The sequence below is a fragment of the Actinophytocola sp. genome (assembly GCF_036555685.1).
In the GTDB taxonomy this organism is placed as follows: domain Bacteria; phylum Actinomycetota; class Actinomycetes; order Mycobacteriales; family Pseudonocardiaceae; genus Actinophytocola.
The window spans coordinates 49,788-70,329 of record NZ_DATBKY010000232.1; the positions used below are offsets into that span (position 1 = coordinate 49,788).

Genomic DNA, 20,542 nt, shown 5'->3' on the forward strand with positions numbered 1-20,542 from the left:
GCCGCCGGTCAGCGGGTGACCGCGTCCAGTGCGTCCACCAGGCCGTGGCCGTAGAAGCCCTGTCCCGACCGGCCGCCCTGGCAGTGGGCGAGCCACGCCCCGGTGCCGTCCGGGTCGTAGACGCCGCCGGGTGGGCAGGGCAGCCGGTCGGCCTGCCGTTCGAGCGCGGCGACCACGTGGGTCGGCGACCAGCCGGGGTGTGTGCTGCGGATCAGCGCGACGACGCCGGCGACGTGCGGTGCGGCGGCCGACGTGCCGCCGAAGTAACCCCACTGCCCGCCGCTCAGCGTGGTCAGCACGCCCGGGTTGTCTTCGCCGGTGCCCGGGAACTGGTCGACGTCGCCGCTCGCCGCGGTCACGTCGACGTCCCGGATGCCGTAGTTGGAGTTGCGTGCCTTGCGTTCCTCGGCACCGATCCCGGACACGGTCACCACGCCGGGCACCTCCGCGGGCACCTGCTGGCAGTTGTCGCCGGTGAGCCGTTCCATCGGTTCGCCGTTGTCCGGGCTGATGTCGTCCAGTACCGGATGCGACAGGTCCCAGTTGGCGTTGCCGATCGCCGCCACGTTCACCACGCCGCGGTCGGCGGCGTAGTCGATCGCGCGGCGCATCGCCTCGAGTCCCGCCGCCTGGTCGGGATCCTCATCGCACCAGCGCACCCACGGGTCGGCGGTCCACGACGCGTTGGTCACGTCGATGCCGTGGTCGGCGGCCCACACGTACCCGCAGATCACGTGCTCGGGGTAGATGAACCCGTCCGAGTCGGCCATCCGTACCGAGGCGATGCGCACGTTCGGCGCCACCCCGGCGATGCCGACGCCGTTGCGGGCGGCGGCGATGATCCCGGCCACGGCGACGCCGTGCGGGAAGAAGCCGGGCAACGTGTCCCACGCGCCTGGTGAGGTGTCCGGTATGCCCTCGTCACCGCAGCCGAACGACCTGCTCGCGTCGATGTTCGGGGCGAGGTCGGGATGCGTGGCCTCCACCCCGTAGTCCAGCACGCCGACCACCACGTCGCGGCTGCCACCCGAGATCTCGTTGGCCTGGTCGGCACGGATCTGGCGCATGCTCCACTGGTTCTCGGCGAGCGGTTCGGCGGCGGCCGGCGTCACCCGTCCATCCACAGTGGACGACTTGGCCGCCGGTGGCGCGCCGGCGAGCTCGACCAGGTCGCGGGTCGCACCCGCGGCGACCACGCCGGGCAGCGGCCGCACCGCCGCGGCGAAGCCCGCATCGGGCGAGGTCGCCACCACGACGCCGATCTGCGGCCAGCTACGCACCACGTGCCCGCCGGCGTCCCGTACCGATGCCTCGGTGCGCGCGAGCGGTGCGCCCTTCCTGGCCAGCACCACGAAGTGCGCCACCGGCTCCTCCTGGGCGGCGGCGGGCGGGCCCGCCGTCATCCCGGTGGCGACGAGCGCCGCGGTCACGATCAGTGCGCGTACTGCAGTCCGTTGCACGACCCCTCCAGACGTCCACCAAGAAGATGGCGGCTGCGATCATGTTCCGGCTGCGAATGTGCACAACCGATACGACTATGTAGTGAGCCCCGCCGATGTCACATGTGTGGCGCCGGCGGTGCTCAACAGGTGTGGACCTGGTGGATGGTGGGCGCGCCGACGCCCTCGTGACAGCCCTGTCCGCCGGCGGCCGCGGCGCCGCGGCCGGGCGTGCGGAGCGGAAGGACGGCGGTGTGGCCTTGTCGGGTCCTCGGGAGCGCGAGGCCGTCCGAGCCGACCTCGAACAGGTCTTCCGCGCCACCTACCCGCGGGTCGTCGCGGTCGCCGCGCGGGTGCTGGGCTCCCGGGACGAGGCCGAGGACGTCGCGCAGGAGGTGTTCCTGACGTTCGGCCGCTCGTCGGTGCCCGCCGGGCAGGCCGTTGGCTGGCTGACGGTCGCCGCGGCGCACACCGCCCTGAACCACCTCCGCTCGGGCCGGCGCCGTGCCGTGCGCGAGGAGGCCGCCCGCGACGGCGCGCCCGCCTCCCCGGACGTCGCCGACGCGGTGGTCACCCGCGACGAGCGCCGCCTCGTGCGGGCGGCGCTGGCGCGGCTGCCTCGCCGGCAGGCCGTGGCGCTGGTCCTGCGGCACAGCGGCCTCAGCTACGCCGAGGTCGCCGCCGCTCTCGAGCTCTCTCCCGGCAGCGTGGGCACGACCGTGCGACGCGCCGAGTCCGCCCTGCGCAAGGAGTTGAACCGTCATGCGTCATCCGAGTGACGGCACGTTGCGCCGGCTCGTGGACGAGCCGGCCGGTGTCGCCGACGCCGATCGCCGGCACGTCGCGGGCTGCCCGGTGTGCCTGGCCGGGCTCGCAGCCGCCCAGGAGGACGCGGCGGCGGCCGCCGCCGCACTGGCCGTACCGTCCGATGTGGACGTCGACGCCGGGTGGCGCCGCCTGTCCGGCGCGATCTCGGCCGAGGGACGCTCGCGGGCGACCGCGGCCGCCCCCGGCCGCCGGTGGCGCGGCAGGCTGCGCAGCCCGGTGCTCGCCGCCGTCGGTGCCGTCCTCCTGCTCACCGGCGCCGGGGTGGCGGCCGCCGCGGACTGGCTGCAGATCTTCCGGGCCGAGCAGATCGCGCCGGTCACCGCGCCCGAGAGGGACCTGGTCCGGCTGCCCGAGCTGGCCGACATCGGCGACGTCGAGCTGACCGAACCGATCGACATCCACCCGGTCGCCGACGCGGACGTGGCGAAGCAGGCCAGCGGTCTCGCCGCGCCCCTGGTGCGCGAGCTGCCCCGCGGCGTCACCGGCGATCCCACCTACTACGTCGGCAAGCGGGCCAGCGCGGTCTTCACCTTCTCCGCCGAGAAGACGGCGCGCACCCTCGAGGCGGCAGGCGAGACGCTGCCGCCGCCGCCCCCTGGCCTCGACGGCAGCCGGTTCCGGTTCGTCGCCGGCCCCGGGCTCGCCGCGGTGTGGCCGGAGGCGCGAGGCGTGCCGGCGCTGCTCGTGGCCCGCGCGGTCGCGCCCACCGCATACTCGTCCGGCATCCCGTTAAAGACCGCCCGCGACTACCTGCTGTCGCTGCCCGGCCTGCCCGAGAACGTCGTGCAGCAGCTGCGGGGCCTCTCCGCCGACGGGCCGACGCTGCCCCTGTTCATGGCGACCGAAGAGCTGCAGAGCTCGACCGCGGACGTCGGCGGCGTGCCGGCCACCGTGTTCACCTCGCGGTCCAGCACGATGTCCTGCGTGGTCTGGGTGAAGGACGGCACGGTCAACGCGGTCGCCGGCTCGCTGCATGCCGACGAGGTGCTGTCGGTGGCGCGCGGTCTGGGGTGGGCGCGGTGACCGCCCGGTCGGTCGACGCCGCCCAGCAGCTGCTCGAGGGGCTGCCGCCCACCCCGGCGGTGTGGTGCTCGGGCCTGCGCAAGCGGTACCGGAAGCGCACGGCCGTCGACGACGTGTCCCTCACCGTCGACCGCGGCGAGGTGGTGGGCCTGCTCGGACCGAACGGAGCCGGCAAGACCACCGTCATCAAGATCCTGCTCGGCCTGGTCCGGCCCGACGCGGGAGACGTGCTGCTGCTCGGCAAGCCGGCCGGCGACCCGTACGCCCGGGCCCGCGTCGGCTACCTGCCCGAGCTCTTCCGGTACCAGCCGTGGCTCACCGCCGCCGAGGTCCTGGCCCTGCACGTCCGGCTCGCGGGCGTCGCGGTGCCCGACGGGGAACAGCGCGACTGCCTGGCCCTCGTCGGCCTGGCCGACCGCGCCCGCGACCGGGTGGCCGGCTTCTCGAAGGGTATGCAGCAGCGCCTCGGGCTGGCCGTCGCACTGGTGGCCCGCCCGGAGCTCGTCGTCCTCGACGAGCCGACGAGCGCTCTGGACCCGGTCGGCCGCGCGGACGTGCGCGACATCCTCCTGTCCCTCAAGGAGCGCGGGGTCGCCGTCCTGCTCAACTCGCACCTCATCGGCGAGGTGGAGCGCGTCTGCGACCGCGTCGTCATCCTCGACAGGGGCAAGGTCGCCGCCGCCGGCAGCCTGGCCGAGTTGCTCGGCCGGCGCGAGCTGCGGCTGCGGCTGGGCGAGGTGAGCGCCGAGGCGCAGGCGCGGCTGGCGGCCGCCGGGCAGCTGACCCGCAGCGCGGACTCGTTCACCGTCGCGCTGCCCGCCGAGACCGACTCCGACTCCGCCACCGGCGAAACCGTGCCGGACCTCGTGGCCGACCTGGTCCGACTCGGCGTACGCGTCCACGCCGTCGAGCCCGGGCGGATCAGCCTCGAGGAGCGGCTGCTGGACATCCTTCGCGGCGATTCCGGGAGTGACCGATGACCGTCCGGACCGTGCGCATCGTCGCTGCCCTGACGCTGCGGGAAGCCGCTCGCCGGCGCGTGCTCCGCGCGATCGTCGTCATGACCGTCGCCCTCCTGGCGCTGTCCGCGTGGGGGTTCTCCCGGCTCGCCGCGGAGCTCGGCACCCTCACCAGCGGCGAGGCCCGGCTCGCGTCCTCCCAGGTGCTCAACCTGGTGATGTTCGGGCTGAGCCTGATCGCCGCGCTCGGCACGGCGTTCCTCGCCGGCCCGACCCTGGCCGGCGAGATCGAGTCGGGGACCGCGCTGGCGGTCCTGGCCCGGCCGGTTCGCCGCGCCGCGGTGCTGGTGGGGAAGTGGCTCGGGCTCGCGATCTTCGGCAGCTGCTTCGTCGTCGTGGCGGGGCTGGCCCAGTTCGTGATCGTCCAGGTCACGATGGACTACTGGCCGCCGCAGCCGGTGGCCGGCCTGGCGTTGCTCGCGGCACAGACGACCGTGCTGCTCACGCTCGGCCTGCTGCTGTCCACCGTCATCTCGCCGATGGCGTCGGGCATCGTGGCCGTCGGCCTGTTCGGCGCCACGTGGATCGCCGGAGTCGTCGGTGGGGTCGGGAAGGCACTCGGCAACGAGGGCGTGGCCCGGGTCGCCACCGTCGCCCGGATCCTGCTGCCGACCGACGGGTTGTGGCAGGGGACCATGCACGCGATCCAGGACCCGGCCGTGCTTTCGTTGTTCGGCGGTGCCGCGGTGGGTTCGCCGTTCGTGAGCGAGGCCCCGCTCGCCGCCACCTACCTCGCGTGGACCGCGATCTGGGTCGCGCTCATCCTCGGGCTCGCGGCGGTGGCCTTCCAGCGCCGCGACCTCTGACCGGTCGAGCAGGCGGCCGGCGTCACGCCCGGTCCGGGGTGAGCGGCGGGGTCGCCATCCCGGCGCCGTTCCGCAGCCCGCCCAGCAGCTCCGCCACCGCGTCCGCGGCGCCGTGTTCCGGCTGCCAGCCGAGCTCGGTGCGCGCCCGGGTGGTGTCGAGCAGGGGCAGCCGCAGCGCCGCGTCGAACAGGTCCGGTGTCGCGGGCGTCGCGTGCAGCCGCCAGGCGGCGGCCAGCGGCGCGCGCACCGCCCAGGCCGGCAGCTTCACGACGCGCGCGCCGAGCAGCTCGGCCAGCATGTGCGCGTCCAGCACCGGGTCAGCGGCGAGGTTGACCGGCCCGCGGATGTCTCCCAGCACGGCGAGCCGGTAGGCACGAGCCGCGTCGGCCGTGTGCAGGGCCTGCAACTTCAGGCCGGGCAGGTCCGGCACGACCGGGACGAACCGCACGAGGTTGCCGCGCACGAGCGGTCCGGCGAACAGCCGCCGCTGCTCGCTCGCCGACTCCCGCTTGAACAGGAACGCGGGCCGCATCCGCACGACGCGAATGTGCGGGTGGTCCCGCTCGTACGTGTCGAGCACCCGTTCCACATAGGACTTCTCGCGCGTGTAGGACGCGGCGGGCCACCCGTGCGTCGGCCAGTCCTCCGTGACCTTTCGGTCCTTCGGACCGGGGGAGTAGGCGCCGACCGAGGAGGCGTACACGAGCGACGAGACACCGGCCAGAGCGGCCGCGTCGAACACCCGGATGCTGCCCAGGACGTTGGTGCGCCACGTGGTCGCCGGGTCCCGGGCCGGCTGGATCATCCAGGCGAGGTGGACGACGGTGTCGGCACCGGCGAACAGCGGGACGAGATCGTCGCCGGCCACGTCCGCGGTCTCCCACACGAGCTTGTCGCACGTCCACTCCGGACGCCGCCGCGCGACGCCGACGATCGAGCCGACCGACGGGTCGGCGGACAGCTCCCGCAGGACGCTCGTGCCGACGTTCCCGCTGGCTCCGGTGACCACGACTCGTCTGCTCATCGCCCTACCTCCAGCGGGCGGCTACCCGCGATCCGCCGGCTCAACCGCCCGGCACGCCCGGGCCGCCGCGGTGATGGAAGATGGGCTGTCGTCCGTCCACCCGAGGGGAGAGCCTCGTGACCCTTGTGCACCATGAGGCGCTGCTGCGCCACTTCGCCGATCTCCGCGACGGCCGGCACGGCGACGCGGTCGACCGGGAGGACAAGGAACGCCTGTACGAACAGGCGGTGCGGCTGCTCGACCCGGTGGCCCGCCGCGTGCTCGACGAGCTCAACGCCGACCTGCTGCTCGGCGAGGGAACCGTTGCCACGAAAGGCATCCAGCGCACCGACGACGGCGGTCTCGCCGTGTCGTGGACGCTGTCCTGGCGGGAGCAGGCCGCGGCGGGCGTCGAACCCATCCGGATCCGTGCGCACTACGGCCGCGGGTTCCACCACCCGCATCTCGGCGGCGGCACGGTCGGCGAGTGGCCGTTGAACGTGTTCACCGCCGACCAGGCCGAGGCCGAGCTGCCGACGCTCCGCGCGATAGCGGCCGCCGAGCTGCACAACCTGGTCTTCCAGGCCGACTACCGGATAGTGCCGGCGACCACGACGACATGAGGACGACGTGAGGTCGTCCAGGCCGGCGCCGGGCGGGTAGGCGCGAGGCAAGCCCGCCGGCCGACGGCCCTCCTTCTTGCCGTGACACACGCCGTATCACGTTTATGTGGTTCTCCCCGGGAACTCTCCCCTCCTGGGAGCAACATCCGGGAGGACGCCGTGAACCTCGTTGTCGTGGGCGACACGCTGCTGGACGTCGACCTGATCGGCACCGCGAGCAGGCTCTGCCCGGACGCCCCCGCGCCGGTCGTCGACCTCGAGCGACGCGACCAGCGAGCCGGCGGCGCGGGCCTCACCGCGGCGCTGGCCGCCACCGACGGGCTCGACGTCACCCTGGTCACCGCCGTCGCCGACGACGAGGCGGGGGAGCGGCTGCGGGCCGAGCTGACCGGGTACCAGACCGTCATCGGCCCGGCCCGCGCGGCCACGCCCGTGAAGACCCGGCTGCGCAGCGCCGGCCAGTCGCTCGCCCGCATCGACGAGGGCGGCCGCGGCGAGCCACCCGAGGCGACCGACGCGATGCTCGACGTGGTCTGCGCCGCCGGCGCGATCCTCGTCTCCGACTACGGCCGCGGCCTTGCCGCCGACGAGCGGCTGCGCAAGCTCGTGGCCCACCTCGCGCCGAATATCCCCGTCGTGTGGGACCCGCATCCGCGCGGCCCGGCGCCGGTCGAGCACGCGACGCTGGTCAGCCCGAACCTCGACGAGGCGCTGCGGTTCTGCGCCGCCGGCACCGGCCTCGCCGCGGCCACCGAGCTGCGCGAGCTCTGGTCGGCCGGCGCGGTCGCGGTGACGATGGGCGCGCAGGGCGCGGCGGTGGACGACGGCTCGGCCGCCCGCACGATCGCCGCGCCGCCCGTGCCGGTGGCCGACCCGTGCGGGGCGGGCGACCGGTTCGCCTCCGCCGCGATCGGCGCCCTCGTCGAAGGCCGTGGCGCCGCGGACGCGGTGTGCCTCGCCGTGCACGCGGCGGCGGACTTCCTTGCCGCGGGCGGGGTCGGGAGCCTCAGCCGGCGCAACATTCGCAGCCTGCGTTCGGGCGGGACCGGCCGCGGCCGGGCGCGCCAGGTCGCCGAGGCGGTCCGGGCCCGCGGCGGCACGGTCGTCGCCACGGGCGGCTGCTTCGACCTGCTGCATGCCGGCCACGTACGCACCCTCGCCGCGGCCCGCGAGCTCGGCGACTGCCTGATCGTGTGCCTCAACTCCGACCGCTCGGTGCGCCGGCTCAAGGGCGTCGGCCGGCCGATCAACGCCGAGGCCGACCGCATCGAGGTGCTCCGCTCGCTGTCCAGTGTGGACGTGGTGGCGGTGTTCGACGAGGACACCCCGGAGGCCATCCTGAACGAGCTGCGCCCGGACGTGTGGGTCAAGGGCGGCGACTACCCGGACCCGGGCGCCCTGCCCGAGACCCGGCTGCTCCGCGTGTGGGGCGGCCGGACCGTCCTCGTGCCCGAACACCCCGGCCGCTCGTCGAGCCGCCTCGCGACGGCGCTCGAGCAGGTCGGCTAGCTCCGCGGTCACCTCTCGACGGGCAGCGTCCCAGGTGGTCAGGTAGAACGGTGGCCCGCGGACCGTCAGGTGGCGCCGTTCAGCATGCGGATCCGCCGCTCCACGTCGTCGGGCAGCCGGTGCCGCCGTGCGAGCGCCACCGGCAGCCGCGCGAGTGCGGCCGCGGCGGCCAGGCCGGCCGGCGGGTAGCGCAGCGTGCGGACGAGCAGCTCCACACCGGCCCGGACGGCCACCGGCGCCGGCCGGCGCATCCAGGTCACCAGCGTCTCGTTGCGCAGCTGGCGCACATCGCGGCTCAGCCGGTCGTCGCGGACCAGCGACGGGTGGTGGTGCGCACGCACGCTGTCGACATAGCACAGGTGCCAGCCGAGGGCGGCGAGGTCGTAGGCCAGCAGCTCCTCCTCGCCGCCGAAGTGCAGCAGCCGGCTGAACCCGCCGGCGTCGAGGAACGCCGTGCGGCGCACGATCGCCGAGCAGGCGAGGAAACCCAGCACGGACGGGCCGGGCAGGCCCGGGTCGTGGCCCAGCGGGCTCGCCGACATCTGTTCGGACACCGGGTCCCCGTGCTCCTCCGCCCCGACCAGCGTCCGCGCCGCGAGCAGGCCGACGCGCGGGTGCTCGTCGAGGATGCGCTCCGCCGTCGGCAAGGCGTCCGCGGCCCACCACGAGTCGTCGTCGGCGAACGCCACGTACGGCGTGCGTGCCTGCGCCACGCCGACGTTGCGGGCGGCCGCGCCCTCGTTGCGCGGCAGGCGGATCAGCCGGATGTCGCCGAGTTGCCCGGCGGCGTCCACGGCCGCCGCGGTGGCGTCCGTGGACCCGTTGTCCACCACGACGATCGGCGGGCGCGGGCACAGCCCGGCGAGCTTGCCGAGGGTACGCAGCAGCTCCGCGCACCGGTTCCGGGTGGCGATCACGACAGTCGTCCGGGCCCCGCTCATGCGCGCTGGCTACCCGGCGGCGGGCGGGACTAACGCGGCGTTTGCACGGGTTTCGCCGGGGTAGCCGCCCGGAACGTCGGAAGGCGGTCCGAGCATGAGAAGGCACTTCGAGCGGGCGCTCGTGATCGGCGGCGCCGGGTTCATCGGCTCACACCTGTGCGAGCGCCTGCTGCAGCGGGACACGCAGGTGGTGTGCGTGGACAACTTCGTCACCGGCTCGCCCGACAACGTGGCGCACCTGGCCGGCGTGCCCGGCTTCCGCTTGGTGGAGCACGACATCACCCACCCGTTCGCGGACGGCCACGGTGCCTACGACCTCGTCGTGCACCTGGCCTCGCCGGCGTCCCCGCGGCACTACGCGCGGCTGCCGATCGAGACGCTCGACGCCGGTGCCTTCGGCACCCGGCACGCGCTGGAGCTCGCCGAGTCGCACGGCGCGCGGTTCCTGCTCGCGTCGACGAGCGAGGTGTACGGCGACCCGGCCGAGCACCCGCAGAAGGAGACGTACTGGGGTCAGGTCAACCCGATCGGCCCGCGCAGCGTGTACGACGAGGCCAAGCGCTACGCCGAGGCGCTGACTGCCGCGTGGTGCCGCAGCCGCGACGGCGACGTCGCGATCGCGCGCATCTTCAACACGTACGGCCCGCGCATGCAGGCCGACGACGGCCGGATGATCCCGACGTTCATCCGCCAGGCACTCGCCGGCGAGCCGCTGACGATCCAGGGAGACGGCGAGCAGACCCGCTCGGTGTGCTACGTGGACGACACCGTGCGCGGGCTCCTGGCGCTCGCCGACAGCGCGATGCCGGGCCCGGTGAACATCGGCAACCCGCAGGAGCGGCGGGTGTCCGAGATCGCCGGGCAGATCCGCGACCTCGTCGGCTCGACGTCGCCGGTCGAGTACGTCCCGGCCGCGGTCGACGACCCGCGCCGCCGCTGCCCCGACATCTCCCTGGCTCGCGGCAGCCTGAACTGGTATCCCGAGATCGGCCTCCGCGAGGGTCTACTGAGGACGATAGCGTCCATCCGCCGGGAACCGGTTGTGCTGTAAGGGTTCGTTCACGCTAGGCCGAGCTGCGGACCGGCGGGGCAGCGGCCAGCGCGGCCTCGAAGGCGCGGCAGACGACGTGCACGGCCACCAGGTGCGCCTCCTGCACGTTGGCCGTGTTGCCGGGCAGGCACACTGCCTCCTCGCACTGGGCGGCCAGGGGATTCGGCGCGGGGCCGGTCAGGGCCCACACCGACGCGCCCGCCCGCACCCCCGCCCGGGCGGCCCGCAGCAGGTTGCGGCTGCGACCGCTCGTGGACAGCAGGACGAGCACGTCCCGCGGCCGCGCGTGCGCGGTGACCTGGCGGGCGAACACGTCGTCGTAGCCGTAGTCGTTGCCGATGGCGGTCAGGCTCGACGTGTCCGCGTGCAGCGCCAGCGCCGAGAACGGCCGCCGGTCGTCCATGAAGCGGCCGACCAGCTCGGCGGTGAGATGCTGCGCCTCCGCCGCCGAGCCGCCGTTGCCGGCCGCGAGCAGCCGGCCGCCGTCGGTGAGGCGCTCGGCCAGCGTGGCGCCCCAGCCGGTCAGCGTGCCGGCCTGCTCGCGTAGCGAGCGCAGCGTGGCGTCGAGCGCGTCGAGGTGATCGTGCACCTGGTCGGGCAGGGCCATCACTCGCCGCCCGAGACGCGGGACACGCCCGAGACACCTGACGCGCCGGACGCGAGGCCGCCGGCTGTGACCGCCGTGGTGTCGATCGCGCCCGCGCGCTCGTAGACCCGCACGGTCTCGGCCGCGACCCGGTCCCACGAGTACCGGGCGCACACGCGGTCCCGCCCGGCCGCGCCGAACTGCTCGCGCATGGTCCGGTGCGTCAGCAGCGCGTGCAGTGCACCGGCGAGTGCGCGCGGCTTGCGCGGCGGGACCAGCTTGCCGGTCACCCCGTCCACCACGGTGTCGGACAACCCGCCGACCGCGGACGCGACCACCGGCACGCCGCAGGCCATCGCCTCGAGCGGCACGATGCCGAACGGCTCGTACCACGGCGCGCACACGACCGCGTCGGCCGAGCGCAGCAGCGCCGGCATCTCCTCACGGGACACCTGCCCGAGCAGCTGCACCTGGTCCGCGACGCCCATCGACTCGGCGAACGCCCGCAGGTACCGCGCGTGCTCGTCGTGCGCGAGCCGGCGCATGCTCGGCCCGCCCGCGATCACCAGCTCGGTGTCGGGCAGCGCGCGCAGCGCGGCGATGGCGGTCGCGAAACCCTTGCGGGGCACCAGCCGCCCGACCGACACGAGCCGGTGCGGGTACTTGCCCGGTGGTGCGGGGTCACCTTCGGGGACGAACTGGTCGGCGTCGACCCCGCACGGCACCACCGAGATCCGCGCGCGTGGCACGCCCATCCGCACCAGCTCGAAGACCTCGTCCGTACAGGTGGCGGCGATCCGGTCGGCCTCGCGGCCGATCATCTTCTCGGTCCCGATTCGCTGCGCCGGGCTCGTGTCGTCCATGCCCTGGTACCGCTTCTTCACCACACCGAGCGCGTGGAAGGTCTGCACGACCGGCACGCCGACCGCCCGCGCCGCGGACAGGGCGGCCAGGCCGGACATCCAGAAGTGCGCGTGCACGACGTCCGGCGGGTCTGCCTCCCACCTGACCCGCAGGTAGCGGGCGAAGCGGCCCATGTGCGGCAGCAGGTCGTCCTTCGGCACCTGCCGGGCCGGACCGGCCGGTACGTGCACCACGCGGTAGCCGAACGCCGTCGCCAGCTCCTCGGGCTGGTCGCGGTCGTCGCGTCGCGTGTAGACGGTGACGTCGTGTCCCTTGCGGGACAAGGCCTTCGACAGCTCGGCCACGTGGAGGTTCTGGCCGCCCGCGTCGACGCCACCCAGCGCGGCAAGCGGATTGGCATGCTCGGAAACGAGGGCTATTCGCATGGGACTACCCACCTTCGTCGTTGCGCGATTCGGTGAGCAAGACGTCCCAGCTTCTTAAGAACGTGCTCAGGTTGAAGTTGTCGAGCGCGTGTTTGCGTCCGTGCCTGCCGAGCTCGGCCGCCATCGCGGGATCGGCGACGAGCTCGCGGACCGCATCCGCGAGCACCGCGATGTCCGCCGACACCACGCCGGCGTCTGACGGTACCGCTGCCGGCGCCTCGGTGCTCGACACCGCGACCACCGGCATGCCGAGATGCATGGCTTCCAGCAGCGACAGGCCGAGCGAGGTCCAGCGCGTGGTGTGCACGTAGACCCGCCGCCGTGCGATTTCGGTGTGCAGGCGTTCCTGCCCGAGGTCGCCGACCGTGGCGAGCCGGGGCGGCGCGAGGCCGACGCGTTCGCCGAGCCCGTCGAGGCCCATGCCGAACACGTCGAGCGGTGCCGCCTCGGCGAACGCCGGCAGCAGGTCGGTCCCGGTCACCCGCCAGCGGCGGACCGGCTCGTTGGTCACGACGGCGGCGCGGGCGAGCTCACCGGTGTAGCGGTAGCCCGGATCCACGATGCCGTGCTCGATCACGGTCGCGGGGGCCCGGCCGTTGTCCCAGAACAGCTTGTTGAAGTGGGTGACGTGGACGAGCGGGATGTCGGACCGGTCGGCCAGTGCGTGCCGGGTGTTCGGCACGTCGCCCCTGGGCGTGTTGTGCTCCACGTACACGGCGGGCACGTCCGTGCCGGGCTTGCGGCCGAGCCACTTCTCGGCCAGGTCCAGCTCTTCGGGGCGCTGCAGCAGGACGAGGTCCACGTCGGTGTCGCGGAGGCGCTCGGCGGGCACCTCCTCGGCGGCGGGCCAGTCGCGCCCCGCCCGCCCGAGCCCCCACGGTCCGCCCTCGGGCAGCGTGGGCAGCAGGTAGGTGTGCCGGCCCTGAACGAACGACGTCGTCCACGATCCGTGCACGTGCCACAGCAAGATCCTCATGCCGCCACGCTCGCCATCCACTCGACCGCGGCGACGACGTCGGCGGGGCGCACGTCGCTCAGGCACGGGTGGCCCGGCACCGGGCAGGTGCGCGCCCGGGTGCCCGCGCACGCGGCGTTCTGGTCGCCGAGCAGCACGTGCGGCACCCGGTAGGGCGCCCAGCGGCCGGCCGGCACGACGGGGGCGAACAGCGACACCACGGGGGTGCCGACGGCGGCCGCGAGGTGTGCGGTGCCGGTGTTGCCGACGACCACGGCGTCCGCTTGCGCCAGCACGCCGGCGAGCTCGGCCAACGTGGTACGCCCGCCGAGGTCCGTGGCCACGGCGCCCGCGACCTCGGCCGTCAGCGCGCGCTCGCCGGGACCACCGGTGACGACGACGTGGTGGCCGTGCGCGGCGAGCGCCGCAACGAGCGCCCGGCTGTGTGCCGGTGTGGGCATCCGGGCCGGTGCGGTGGCGCCGGGGTGGACGACCACGTGTCCCGTGCCGACGAGGTGTGACACGTCCGGTGGCGTGGTCACCCGCAGCTCGCCCGTGTCGCCGGGCGGCAGCGCGAACCCGGCGGCCTCGGCGACCCGCAGGGCCCGCTCGGGCTCCGGCTCGTCGGCCCGCTCGTCCGTCCGGATGCGATGGTCGACCAGGCTGCCCGGGTAGTCGGTGGAGTGCGCGGCGATCTCGGGCACGCCCGCGAGCCGCAGCAGCAACGCGAGCGGCAGCGGGGACTGGTGGAACGAGGTCAGGATCAGCGCCACGTCCGGCCGGCATTCCCGGACCGCGGCGACGAGGCCGTCGATCTCCGGCCCGCGCACCGGCGGTGGATCGACGACCACCCACGGGCACCGCCAGACGAGCACGTCGTCGACGCCCGGGAGGAGCCGCGCGGCCTGCTCGCCGTCGGGCCCGCAGAGCATCGTGACCTCGCCGGCCCCGGCCCCGGCGGCGGCGCGCGCCGCGGGCCCGGCCAGCAGCACGTCTCCGCTGCTGTCGAGCCTCGCCACGAGCACTCGCCGACACTTCTCCATAGGCAACGTTTTTCCGGGGCGAAGCGGCTCAAACACCGTCCGATCGGTTTGTCGTGGACCGTGTCGTGCACCCACGCCTCACCAGCGCGCAGGGGTGACCGGGATCAGGTAGGCGGCGCGGATCGAGTCCGGCCCCTCGTAGGTGCGGTTGGGCAGCGACTCCAGGTAGTGCAGCACGTCGTGGTCCGCGCCGCGGAGGCGCGCGTGTTCCAGCACCCCGCCCCGGTCGGACGGGTAGTCCAGGCCGACGAGGTAGCGGCCGAGGTCGGCCGCGTCGGGGATCATGACGGCACGCCCAGGCCGAGGCAGGTGATTCCCTGCGCGGCCAGCCGCGCGTGGTCGAGGACGTTGCGGGTGTCGACCACCACCGGGCGGTCCGCGACCGACATGAGCTGTCCCCAGTCCAGCTCGCGGAACTCCGGCCACTCGGTCAGCAGCACGACCCCGGCCGCGTCCTTCGCCACCAGGTACGGGTCCTCGACCACCTGCACCGGCCCGACCGGCGTCCGCACCGCCGGGTCGTAGGCGGTCAGCTGCGCACCCGCCGCGGCGAGCCGGGTGGCGACCGCCAGCGCGGGGGAGTGGCGCAGGTCGTCCGTGCCCGCCTTGAACGTCAGGCCCAGCAAACCGAGCCGCACGCCGGCCAGTGATCCGGACGGCGACACCGCCGAGCGCACCTTGGCCACCACGTGGTCCTGCGCCCGCGTGTTGGCGTCGATGACCGCGGTCAGCAGCGCCGGGTCGACGCCGGACCGGCGCGCCGAGGCCACGAGCGCCGCGGTGTCCTTGGGCAGGCACGACCCGCCCCAGCCCGGTCCGGGTGCGGTGAACGCGCCGCCGATCCGCTCGTCCAGGCTCATCGCGCGGGCGACCTGACGGATGTCCGCGCCGACCTGCTCGCACAGCTCGGCCAGCAGGTTCACGTAGGACAGCTTCATCGCCAGGAACGCGTTGCTCGCGTACTTGCCCAGCTCGGCGCTCGCCGGGTCGGTCCGCACGACCGGCGCGGGGATCCCGCGGTACAGCGCGACCACGCGCTCGGCCGCGGCCGGGTCGGCCGAGCCGACGACGATCCGGTCCGGGTGCAGGAAGTCGCGCACGGCGTGTCCCTCGCGCAGGAACTCGGGGTTGCTCACCACGCCGACGTCGTCGCGGCCGAGCATCGCCGGGATGTCGGCCGTCGTGCCGACCGGGACGGTCGACTTGACCGCCAGGACGGCGCCCGCGGGCAGCACGCGGGCGAGCGAGCCCAGCGCCGCCCGCAACGCGCCGAGGTCGGGCACGCCGCCGTCGCCCATCGGCGTCGGCACGCAGAGCAGGACCACCTGAGCGCCGCCGAGGCTCTCCGCGTCGGTGGCGAAGGACAGCCTGCCGGTGACCAGGCCGCGGTGCACGAGCCCGGCCAGGTCGGGCTCGGCGATCGGCACCTCGCCGCGGTTCACCGCCGCGACGCGTGCCGGGTCCACGTCCACGCACCGCACCCGGTGGTCGAGGTGGGCGAGGCACGCGGCGGTCGTGAGCCCCACGTACCCGGCGCCCACCACGCCGATCGGCCCGTCAGCCATGCCTGCTCCCTCCGAGCTCGGCCACCGGCACCGCGTTCAGCACCTCCGCGACGGACAGCGCCAGCAGCCCCGGGTCGGGGTCGGCCCCGAACGGGTCACCGACCTTGCCGGTCCACAGTGGACGATGTTGCCGCCGGCCGCGCGGCGGTCCCCAGCGCGCCGGCGGGGTCGGGCCGAACAGCACCACCGACGGCGTGCCGTACGCCGTGGCGAGGTGGCCGATGCCGGTGTCGCCGCACACCACGAGCGCCGCGCGGGCGACGAGCGCCGCCAGCTCCGCGAGCCCGGTCCGGCCGGCGAGCACGGCGTCCTCGCCGAGTCCCGCCCGCCCGGCCACCGAACGGGCCAGCTCGCGTTCGGCCGGGCTGCCTGTCACGACGACCGGCCGGCCGGCCGCGGCGAAGAACCTCGCCACGTCGGCGAACCTGTCGGCCGGCCAGCGCCGGGCGGGGAACGCGGCGCCGGGGTGCACGACCACCGCGCCGGGCGCGGGGCTGGGCACCGCCGGCCGGGCGATCGCCAGGTCGGCGCGGTCGGCGTCGATGCCGTGCGCGGCGAGCAGCCCGCACCACCGGTCGACCTCGTGCACGTCGTCCGGCCACTGTGGACCGTCCAGGTCCGGGAAGTCCGGGTGCCGGTGGGTGATGAGCCGCCCGGGGTCGGTGGCACGCAGGTCCGCGATGCTCTCCGGGCCGCTCCCGTGCAGGTTCACCGCGACCCGCGGTGCCGGCCGCGGCCAGCGCAGCGTGCCGAGCCCGGGAGTGGGCAGCACCTCGTCGACCGCACCGGTCAGCGCCACCAGCTCGGTGAGCGCGGCCGGCGCGGCCAGCACGAGGTGGTCGCCGGGGAACGCGCGGCGCAGCCCGCGCAGCGCGGGCACGGCCACCAGCAGGTCGCCGATGCCGAGCGCGCGCAGCACGAGGACCTCGCCGCCGGCCCGGCTCACGGCCACGACGACTCCACCGAGGGGCAGACCACCATCTCGCGCACCTCGCAGCCCGCGGGCTGGCGCAGTGCGAACAGCACCGTCTGCGCGACGTTGCGCGGGTCGTTCAGCTTGGCGTCGGCCGGTGGCTTGTACTTCTCGTCGCGATCGTCGAAGAACGCCGTGTGCATGCCGCCGGGCACCAGCATGGTGACGCCGATGCGGCCCGCGGTCTCCGCGGCCAGCGCGCGGCTGAAGCCGACGACGCCGAACTTCGAGGCGCAGTACGCGGTCGCGTCGCTGACGGCCTTGACGCCCAGCGTGGACGCACACGTGACGACCTTGCCGTGCGAGCGCTCCAGGTAGGGCAGCGCGGCACGCACGACGGCCGCGGTGCCGATGAGGTTCACCTTGACCACGCGGTCCCAGTCCTCAGTGGACACGTCGCCGAGCATGCCGCACGCGTCGGTGCCGGCGGGGGTGAACACGGCGTCCAGCCCGCCCGCGCGCTCGGCCAGCTCGCCGACCGCGGCCTCGGCCGCCCGGCTGTCCGCCAGGTCCGCGACCACGTGCTCCACATCGGACGGTGGGGCCACCCGGTCGATGACCAGCGGCCGCCCGCCCGCCTCGCGCACGGCGTCGACGGTGGCCGCGCCGAGACCGGACGCGCCACCGGTGATCAGTACTGTGCCGAGATCGTTCATGTCGAAACCTCCTCGTTCATGGCGAGCTCCACGGCGTCGGTCAGGTCGGTGGCCACCTGCCGCGCGGAGAGGATCTCCTCGGCTCGGGTCCGGGCGGTCGGCACGAGGATCCCGCGCGCGCCCGCGGCCTCGGCCGCGGCGACGTCCGCGCCGGTGTCCCCGATGACGACGCAGCGGCGCGGGTCGACGCCGAGCGCCTCGGCCGCCTGGCGGACCAGTCCGGGCGCGGGTTTGCGGCACGGGCAGCCGTCCGCGTCGCCGTGCACGCAGACCTGCCAGGTGCCGAACGGGCCGAGGAGCTCGTCGACCCGCGCGTTGACCGCGGCGAGCTGCTCGGGGCTGATGAGGCCGCGGGCCACGCCGGACTGGTTGCTGACGACGCCGACCTTGACGCCGGCCTCGCGCAGCCGGCGCAGCACGTCCGCGGCGCCCGGCACGGGCTCGACCCGGCCGGGGTCGTTCAGGTACGGGACGTCGGCGATGAGCGTGTCGTCCCGGTCGAACAGCACGGCCGCGGGCACGAGCGGCGTGGTGGGCAGGTCGTGGGTGACGCGATGGCCGTTGACCGGCGGCGAGACCCGGGTGCGCCGCGCGGCCCGGCGTACCCGGACCTCGCCGGCCAGGCGGTGCGCGAGTGCCGCCGGCGGGATCAGCGCGCTGGTCACGAGCATCCGGGCGATCTCCTCGCGGGTGCGCGGTCCCGGCCGGATCCGCCGCCACGCGAAGCTCCCGGTCAGCGCCAGCCACACCCCGGTCGCGGCGGCCGCGGCGCGCCGGGTGCGGCGCGGGCCCGCGAGCAGCACGGCGGCCAGCGCGCTCGCCGTCGTGAGCGTGTGCCGGCCTAGCATGCCGGGCCCGGCCCCGGCCCGGTGCCGCCAGTCCGGGCCGTGCTTGTGCCGCATGAGCGCGTTGTCCGCGTTGCCGGCCTGCCGGCGCAGGCTCGCGAGGAAGTCGCCGCGCGCGGCCGGATGCATCGTGCGCCGGTTGCCGCGGGCCAGCTCGTAGCCGGCCGCGAGCACGCGCAGCGCGAGGTCGGAGTCCTCCCGGAACGCCCGGGGGAACCGCTCGTCGAAGCCGCCGACCTCGGTGAGTACCGAGCGGCGGTAGGCCATGTCCGCGGTGATCCAGCGCGCGGTGGCGAGGCCCGCGGTGCCGCGCTCGTCGTCGGTCGGCCGCGGGCCGGCCGGTACCTCGATGCGGGCCTGGGACGCGCCCACCGCCGGCCCGACCGCGAGGTCGGCGGCGAGGTCGGCCGCCCACGTGTCCGACACGATGACGTCGTCGTCGAGGAACGCGACCCACTCCGTACGTGCCAGCCGCCAGCCCGCGTTGCGGGCGGCCGCGGGCCCGCGGCCGCCCGAGCACACGACGCGCACACCGGCGGGCAGCGACAGCGGTGGGCCGCCCGGCCGGTCGTCCACGACGACTACCCGCGCGGGCCGCGGACCCCTGCAGGTGTCCACAGCGGACAGCAACACGTGCAGGTTGTCCCGCCCGGTGGTCGGGATGACGACGGTGTAGTCCGCGGTGTCGTCGGCGGTCATGACCGGCGCACCAGGTACGGGCCGAGGACGAGCACGTCGATGGGACTCGCGCCGAAGCACTCGAGCACGTCGCGTGGCGAGTCGACCATCGGCCGGCCCGCCGTGTTGAGGCTGGTGTTGACCACGACCGGCAGCCCGGTGCGCGCCTCGAACTCGCTCAGCAACCGCGCGAGCAGCGGCTCGTCCGCCTCGGCCACGGTCTGGATGCGGGCCGTGCCGTCCACATGCGTCACCGCGGGGATGCGGTCCTGCCACTCGGGCGCCACATCGTGCACGAAGAGCATGTAGGGACTCGGCATCGGGCCGCGGCCGAACAGGTCCGCGGCGCGGTGCGCCAGCACCATCGGCGCGACCGGGCGGAACTGCTCGCGGCCCTTCACGTCGTTGAGCCGCTCGAGGTTCGCCTTGCGGCCGGGGTGGGCGAGCAGCGACCGGTGTCCCAGCGCGCGCGGCCCGTACTCCGCCCGCCCGGAGAACCACGCCACGATCTTGTCGGCGGCGAGCGCCTCGGCCGCGGCGACCGCGACGTCGGCCGGCCGTTCGTAGCGCAGCGCCGCGATGTCCAGTGCCCGCCGGCACTCCTCGTCGCTGAAGCCGCGGCCGAGATCGGCGCCGCGCATGGGTGCGGGCCGCTCGCCGAGCTCGGTGGCGACCGCGGCGGCCGCGCCGAGCGCGGTGCCGGCGTCCCCGGCCGCGGGCTGCACCCAGATCTGCTCGAACGGGCTCTCCGCGTACAGCCGGGTGTTCGCCACGCAGTTCAGCGCCACCCCGCCGGCCAGCGTGAGCACCGGCTGCCCGGTCCGGCGGTGCAGCCACCCCGCGAGCTCCAGCAGCACCTCCTCGAGCCGCTGCTGCACGCTCGCCGCGAGGTCCGCGTGCTCCCCGGTGAGCTCACCGGCGGACCGCGGCGCGAACTCCGTCCACTCGAGACGCTCGGTGTGGAAGCCGCCCTCGTCGGTCGCGTAGATCCGCTCGCGCAGCGTCGGCAGGAACCGTGGCGTGCCGTACGAGGCGAGCGCCATGACCTTGTACTCGTCGCTGGACCGGTGGAACCCCAGGTGCTCGGTCAGCTCCTCGTAGCAGAGCCCGAGCGAGTGCGGCAGCCGCTGGCTCGCGAGCTCCTCGAGCTTGCCGTCCCGGTACTCACCGGCGAGGTAGGACGTCGACTCGCCGCGCCCGTCCGCGACGAGCACCGCGGAGTCCGGGAACGGCCCGCACAGCGCGCCCGACGCCGCGTGCGCCACGTGGTGGCGGACGAACCGGACGATGCCGGGATCGAGCCCGGGCAGCGCGGTACGCAGGAACAGCGGGGCGCGCTCGGCGTAGGTGGTGCGCAGCTCCTCCCAGCGGCCGTCGGCGGCGTGGTCCACCAGGGCCGGGTCGTAGGAGTAGCCGACGGCGTCCAGGTCGGCGGGGGAGAGCCCGGCGCTGTCCAGGCACCATCGCGCGGCCTGCTCGGGCAGCTCCCAGGCGGCGAACGGCACGGCGGGATGGCCGTGCTTGCGGCGGCTGAAGCGTTCCTCCTCCGCGGCGGCGACGATCTCGCCGTCCACGATCAGAGCGGCGGCCGGGTCGTGGAATATCGCGTTGATGCCGAGTATGCGCACTGCGCCCTCCGGGTCGTCGGGAAGTGCGCTCAGAGCGCTACCCGGGGAAGTGGTGCCCAAACCGGTTCGAGGATTAGGGGCC

The 20,542-nt window shown here is 74.8% G+C and carries 20 protein-coding genes; 7 read left to right on the forward strand and 13 right to left on the reverse strand.

The genetic code is table 11. The annotated features are described in order from the left end of the window. Positions 1-8: 8 nt before the first annotated feature. Complete coding sequence (locus VH969_RS22405; protein ID WP_331977336.1) at positions 9-1,460, reverse strand: S8 family peptidase; 1,452 nt, start codon at positions 1,458-1,460, stop codon at positions 9-11. A 140-nt stretch (positions 1,461-1,600) separates the two neighbouring features. On the opposite strand from VH969_RS22405, the gene VH969_RS22410 reads away from it, so the two are divergent. Genes VH969_RS22410 through VH969_RS22425 form a run of 4 tightly spaced genes read left to right on the forward strand, consistent with a single transcriptional unit; the run spans position 1,601 to position 5,115 of the window. Then, positions 1,601-2,218, forward strand: coding sequence for a sigma-70 family RNA polymerase sigma factor (locus VH969_RS22410; protein ID WP_331977338.1), 618 nt, complete (start codon positions 1,601-1,603; stop codon positions 2,216-2,218). Next, a complete protein-coding gene (locus tag VH969_RS22415) occupies positions 2,202-3,290 on the forward strand; it encodes a hypothetical protein (protein ID WP_331977340.1) in 1,089 nt (362 codons plus the stop codon). The genes VH969_RS22410 and VH969_RS22415 overlap by 17 nt, the downstream gene beginning before the upstream one ends. Further along, positions 3,287-4,270, forward strand: coding sequence for an ABC transporter ATP-binding protein (locus tag VH969_RS22420; protein ID WP_331977342.1), 984 nt, complete (start codon positions 3,287-3,289; stop codon positions 4,268-4,270). The genes VH969_RS22415 and VH969_RS22420 overlap by 4 nt, the downstream gene beginning before the upstream one ends. Beyond that, positions 4,267-5,115 carry an ABC transporter permease gene (locus tag VH969_RS22425; protein WP_331977344.1) on the forward strand — a complete coding sequence of 283 codons (849 nt, stop codon included), beginning with the start codon at positions 4,267-4,269 and terminating at the stop codon, positions 5,113-5,115. The genes VH969_RS22420 and VH969_RS22425 overlap by 4 nt, the downstream gene beginning before the upstream one ends. A 22-nt stretch (positions 5,116-5,137) precedes the next feature. Here the strand turns inward: VH969_RS22425 and VH969_RS22430 are convergent, their stop codons facing one another. Continuing rightward, positions 5,138-6,139: an NAD-dependent epimerase/dehydratase family protein gene (locus VH969_RS22430; RefSeq protein ID WP_331977346.1), complete on the reverse strand. Its 1,002-nt coding sequence runs from the start codon at positions 6,137-6,139 to the stop codon at positions 5,138-5,140. 116 nt (positions 6,140-6,255) lie between these two features. On the opposite strand from VH969_RS22430, the gene VH969_RS22435 reads away from it, so the two are divergent. Together VH969_RS22435 and VH969_RS22440 are read left to right on the forward strand one after the other, a co-directional pair. Continuing rightward, positions 6,256-6,741 (forward strand): hypothetical protein, encoded by a 486-nt coding sequence (locus VH969_RS22435; protein ID WP_331977348.1) that lies wholly within the window; start codon positions 6,256-6,258, stop codon positions 6,739-6,741. A gap of 159 nt (positions 6,742-6,900) precedes the next feature. Then, on the forward strand, positions 6,901-8,250 hold the full coding sequence (locus VH969_RS22440; RefSeq protein WP_331977350.1) for a PfkB family carbohydrate kinase: 1,350 nt from the start codon (positions 6,901-6,903) through the stop codon (positions 8,248-8,250). A 65-nt stretch (positions 8,251-8,315) separates the two neighbouring features. Here the strand turns inward: VH969_RS22440 and VH969_RS22445 are convergent, their stop codons facing one another. Then, positions 8,316-9,191 carry a glycosyltransferase family 2 protein gene (locus VH969_RS22445; RefSeq protein WP_331977352.1) on the reverse strand — a complete coding sequence of 292 codons (876 nt, stop codon included), beginning with the start codon at positions 9,189-9,191 and terminating at the stop codon, positions 8,316-8,318. Positions 9,192-9,285: 94 nt separating this feature from the next. Between VH969_RS22445 and VH969_RS22450 the strand changes: the two genes are divergently transcribed. Further along, on the forward strand, positions 9,286-10,242 hold the full coding sequence (locus VH969_RS22450) for an NAD-dependent epimerase/dehydratase family protein (RefSeq protein WP_331977355.1): 957 nt from the start codon (positions 9,286-9,288) through the stop codon (positions 10,240-10,242). A 13-nt stretch (positions 10,243-10,255) separates the two neighbouring features. Here VH969_RS22450 and VH969_RS22455 read toward each other — a convergent pair whose 3' ends face one another. The 10 genes from VH969_RS22455 to VH969_RS22500 form a co-directional block, all read right to left on the reverse strand. Next, the gene (locus VH969_RS22455) at positions 10,256-10,849 is read right to left on the reverse strand and encodes a D-sedoheptulose-7-phosphate isomerase (RefSeq protein ID WP_331977357.1); all 594 of its coding nucleotides are present in this window, start codon (positions 10,847-10,849) and stop codon (positions 10,256-10,258) included. Further along, positions 10,849-12,117: a glycosyltransferase gene (locus VH969_RS22460; RefSeq protein ID WP_331977359.1), complete on the reverse strand. Its 1,269-nt coding sequence runs from the start codon at positions 12,115-12,117 to the stop codon at positions 10,849-10,851. The genes VH969_RS22455 and VH969_RS22460 overlap by 1 nt, the downstream gene beginning before the upstream one ends. A gap of 4 nt (positions 12,118-12,121) precedes the next feature. Next, positions 12,122-13,093, reverse strand: coding sequence for a glycosyltransferase (locus VH969_RS22465; protein WP_331977361.1), 972 nt, complete (start codon positions 13,091-13,093; stop codon positions 12,122-12,124). Beyond that, positions 13,090-14,115: a glycosyltransferase family 9 protein gene (locus VH969_RS22470; protein ID WP_331977363.1), complete on the reverse strand. Its 1,026-nt coding sequence runs from the start codon at positions 14,113-14,115 to the stop codon at positions 13,090-13,092. The genes VH969_RS22465 and VH969_RS22470 overlap by 4 nt, the downstream gene beginning before the upstream one ends. A 78-nt stretch (positions 14,116-14,193) precedes the next feature. Beyond that, positions 14,194-14,400 carry a DUF2795 domain-containing protein gene (locus VH969_RS22475; RefSeq protein WP_331977365.1) on the reverse strand — a complete coding sequence of 69 codons (207 nt, stop codon included), beginning with the start codon at positions 14,398-14,400 and terminating at the stop codon, positions 14,194-14,196. Next, the gene (locus tag VH969_RS22480; RefSeq protein WP_331977367.1) at positions 14,397-15,680 is read right to left on the reverse strand and encodes a UDP-glucose dehydrogenase family protein; all 1,284 of its coding nucleotides are present in this window, start codon (positions 15,678-15,680) and stop codon (positions 14,397-14,399) included. Before VH969_RS22480 ends, VH969_RS22475 begins: the two co-directional genes overlap by 4 nt. Then, the gene (locus VH969_RS22485) at positions 15,673-16,632 is read right to left on the reverse strand and encodes a glycosyltransferase family 9 protein (protein ID WP_331977369.1); all 960 of its coding nucleotides are present in this window, start codon (positions 16,630-16,632) and stop codon (positions 15,673-15,675) included. The genes VH969_RS22480 and VH969_RS22485 overlap by 8 nt, the downstream gene beginning before the upstream one ends. After that, a complete protein-coding gene (locus VH969_RS22490) occupies positions 16,623-17,309 on the reverse strand; it encodes an SDR family oxidoreductase (RefSeq protein WP_331977371.1) in 687 nt (228 codons plus the stop codon). The genes VH969_RS22485 and VH969_RS22490 overlap by 10 nt, the downstream gene beginning before the upstream one ends. Next, on the reverse strand, positions 17,306-18,853 hold the full coding sequence (locus VH969_RS22495) for an HAD-IIIA family hydrolase (RefSeq protein WP_331977373.1): 1,548 nt from the start codon (positions 18,851-18,853) through the stop codon (positions 17,306-17,308). The genes VH969_RS22490 and VH969_RS22495 overlap by 4 nt, the downstream gene beginning before the upstream one ends. After that, a complete protein-coding gene (locus VH969_RS22500) occupies positions 18,850-20,460 on the reverse strand; it encodes a carbamoyltransferase family protein (protein ID WP_331977375.1) in 1,611 nt (536 codons plus the stop codon). Before VH969_RS22500 ends, VH969_RS22495 begins: the two co-directional genes overlap by 4 nt. Positions 20,461-20,542: the final 82 nt, after the last annotated feature.

What these genes read in the sequence shown, in the direction of transcription:
- VH969_RS22490 (WP_331977371.1), bottom strand. Translation starts at nt 17,309, where the DNA reads ATGAACGATCTCGGCACAGTACTGATCACCGGTGGCGCGTCCGGTCTC.
- VH969_RS22495 (WP_331977373.1), bottom strand. Translation starts at nt 18,853, where the DNA reads ATGACCGCCGACGACACCGCGGACTACACCGTCGTCATCCCGACCACC.
- VH969_RS22450 (WP_331977355.1), top strand. Translation starts at nt 9,286, where the DNA reads ATGAGAAGGCACTTCGAGCGGGCGCTCGTGATCGGCGGCGCCGGGTTC.
- VH969_RS22445 (WP_331977352.1), bottom strand. Translation starts at nt 9,191, where the DNA reads ATGAGCGGGGCCCGGACGACTGTCGTGATCGCCACCCGGAACCGGTGC.
- VH969_RS22465 (WP_331977361.1), bottom strand. Translation starts at nt 13,093, where the DNA reads ATGAGGATCTTGCTGTGGCACGTGCACGGATCGTGGACGACGTCGTTC.
- VH969_RS22470 (WP_331977363.1), bottom strand. Translation starts at nt 14,115, where the DNA reads ATGGAGAAGTGTCGGCGAGTGCTCGTGGCGAGGCTCGACAGCAGCGGA.
- VH969_RS22415 (WP_331977340.1), top strand. Translation starts at nt 2,202, where the DNA reads ATGCGTCATCCGAGTGACGGCACGTTGCGCCGGCTCGTGGACGAGCCG.
- VH969_RS22475 (WP_331977365.1), bottom strand. Translation starts at nt 14,400, where the DNA reads ATGATCCCCGACGCGGCCGACCTCGGCCGCTACCTCGTCGGCCTGGAC.
- VH969_RS22430 (WP_331977346.1), bottom strand. Translation starts at nt 6,139, where the DNA reads ATGAGCAGACGAGTCGTGGTCACCGGAGCCAGCGGGAACGTCGGCACG.
- VH969_RS22480 (WP_331977367.1), bottom strand. Translation starts at nt 15,680, where the DNA reads ATGGCTGACGGGCCGATCGGCGTGGTGGGCGCCGGGTACGTGGGGCTC.
- VH969_RS22455 (WP_331977357.1), bottom strand. Translation starts at nt 10,849, where the DNA reads ATGGCCCTGCCCGACCAGGTGCACGATCACCTCGACGCGCTCGACGCC.
- VH969_RS22460 (WP_331977359.1), bottom strand. Translation starts at nt 12,117, where the DNA reads ATGCGAATAGCCCTCGTTTCCGAGCATGCCAATCCGCTTGCCGCGCTG.
- VH969_RS22425 (WP_331977344.1), top strand. Translation starts at nt 4,267, where the DNA reads ATGACCGTCCGGACCGTGCGCATCGTCGCTGCCCTGACGCTGCGGGAA.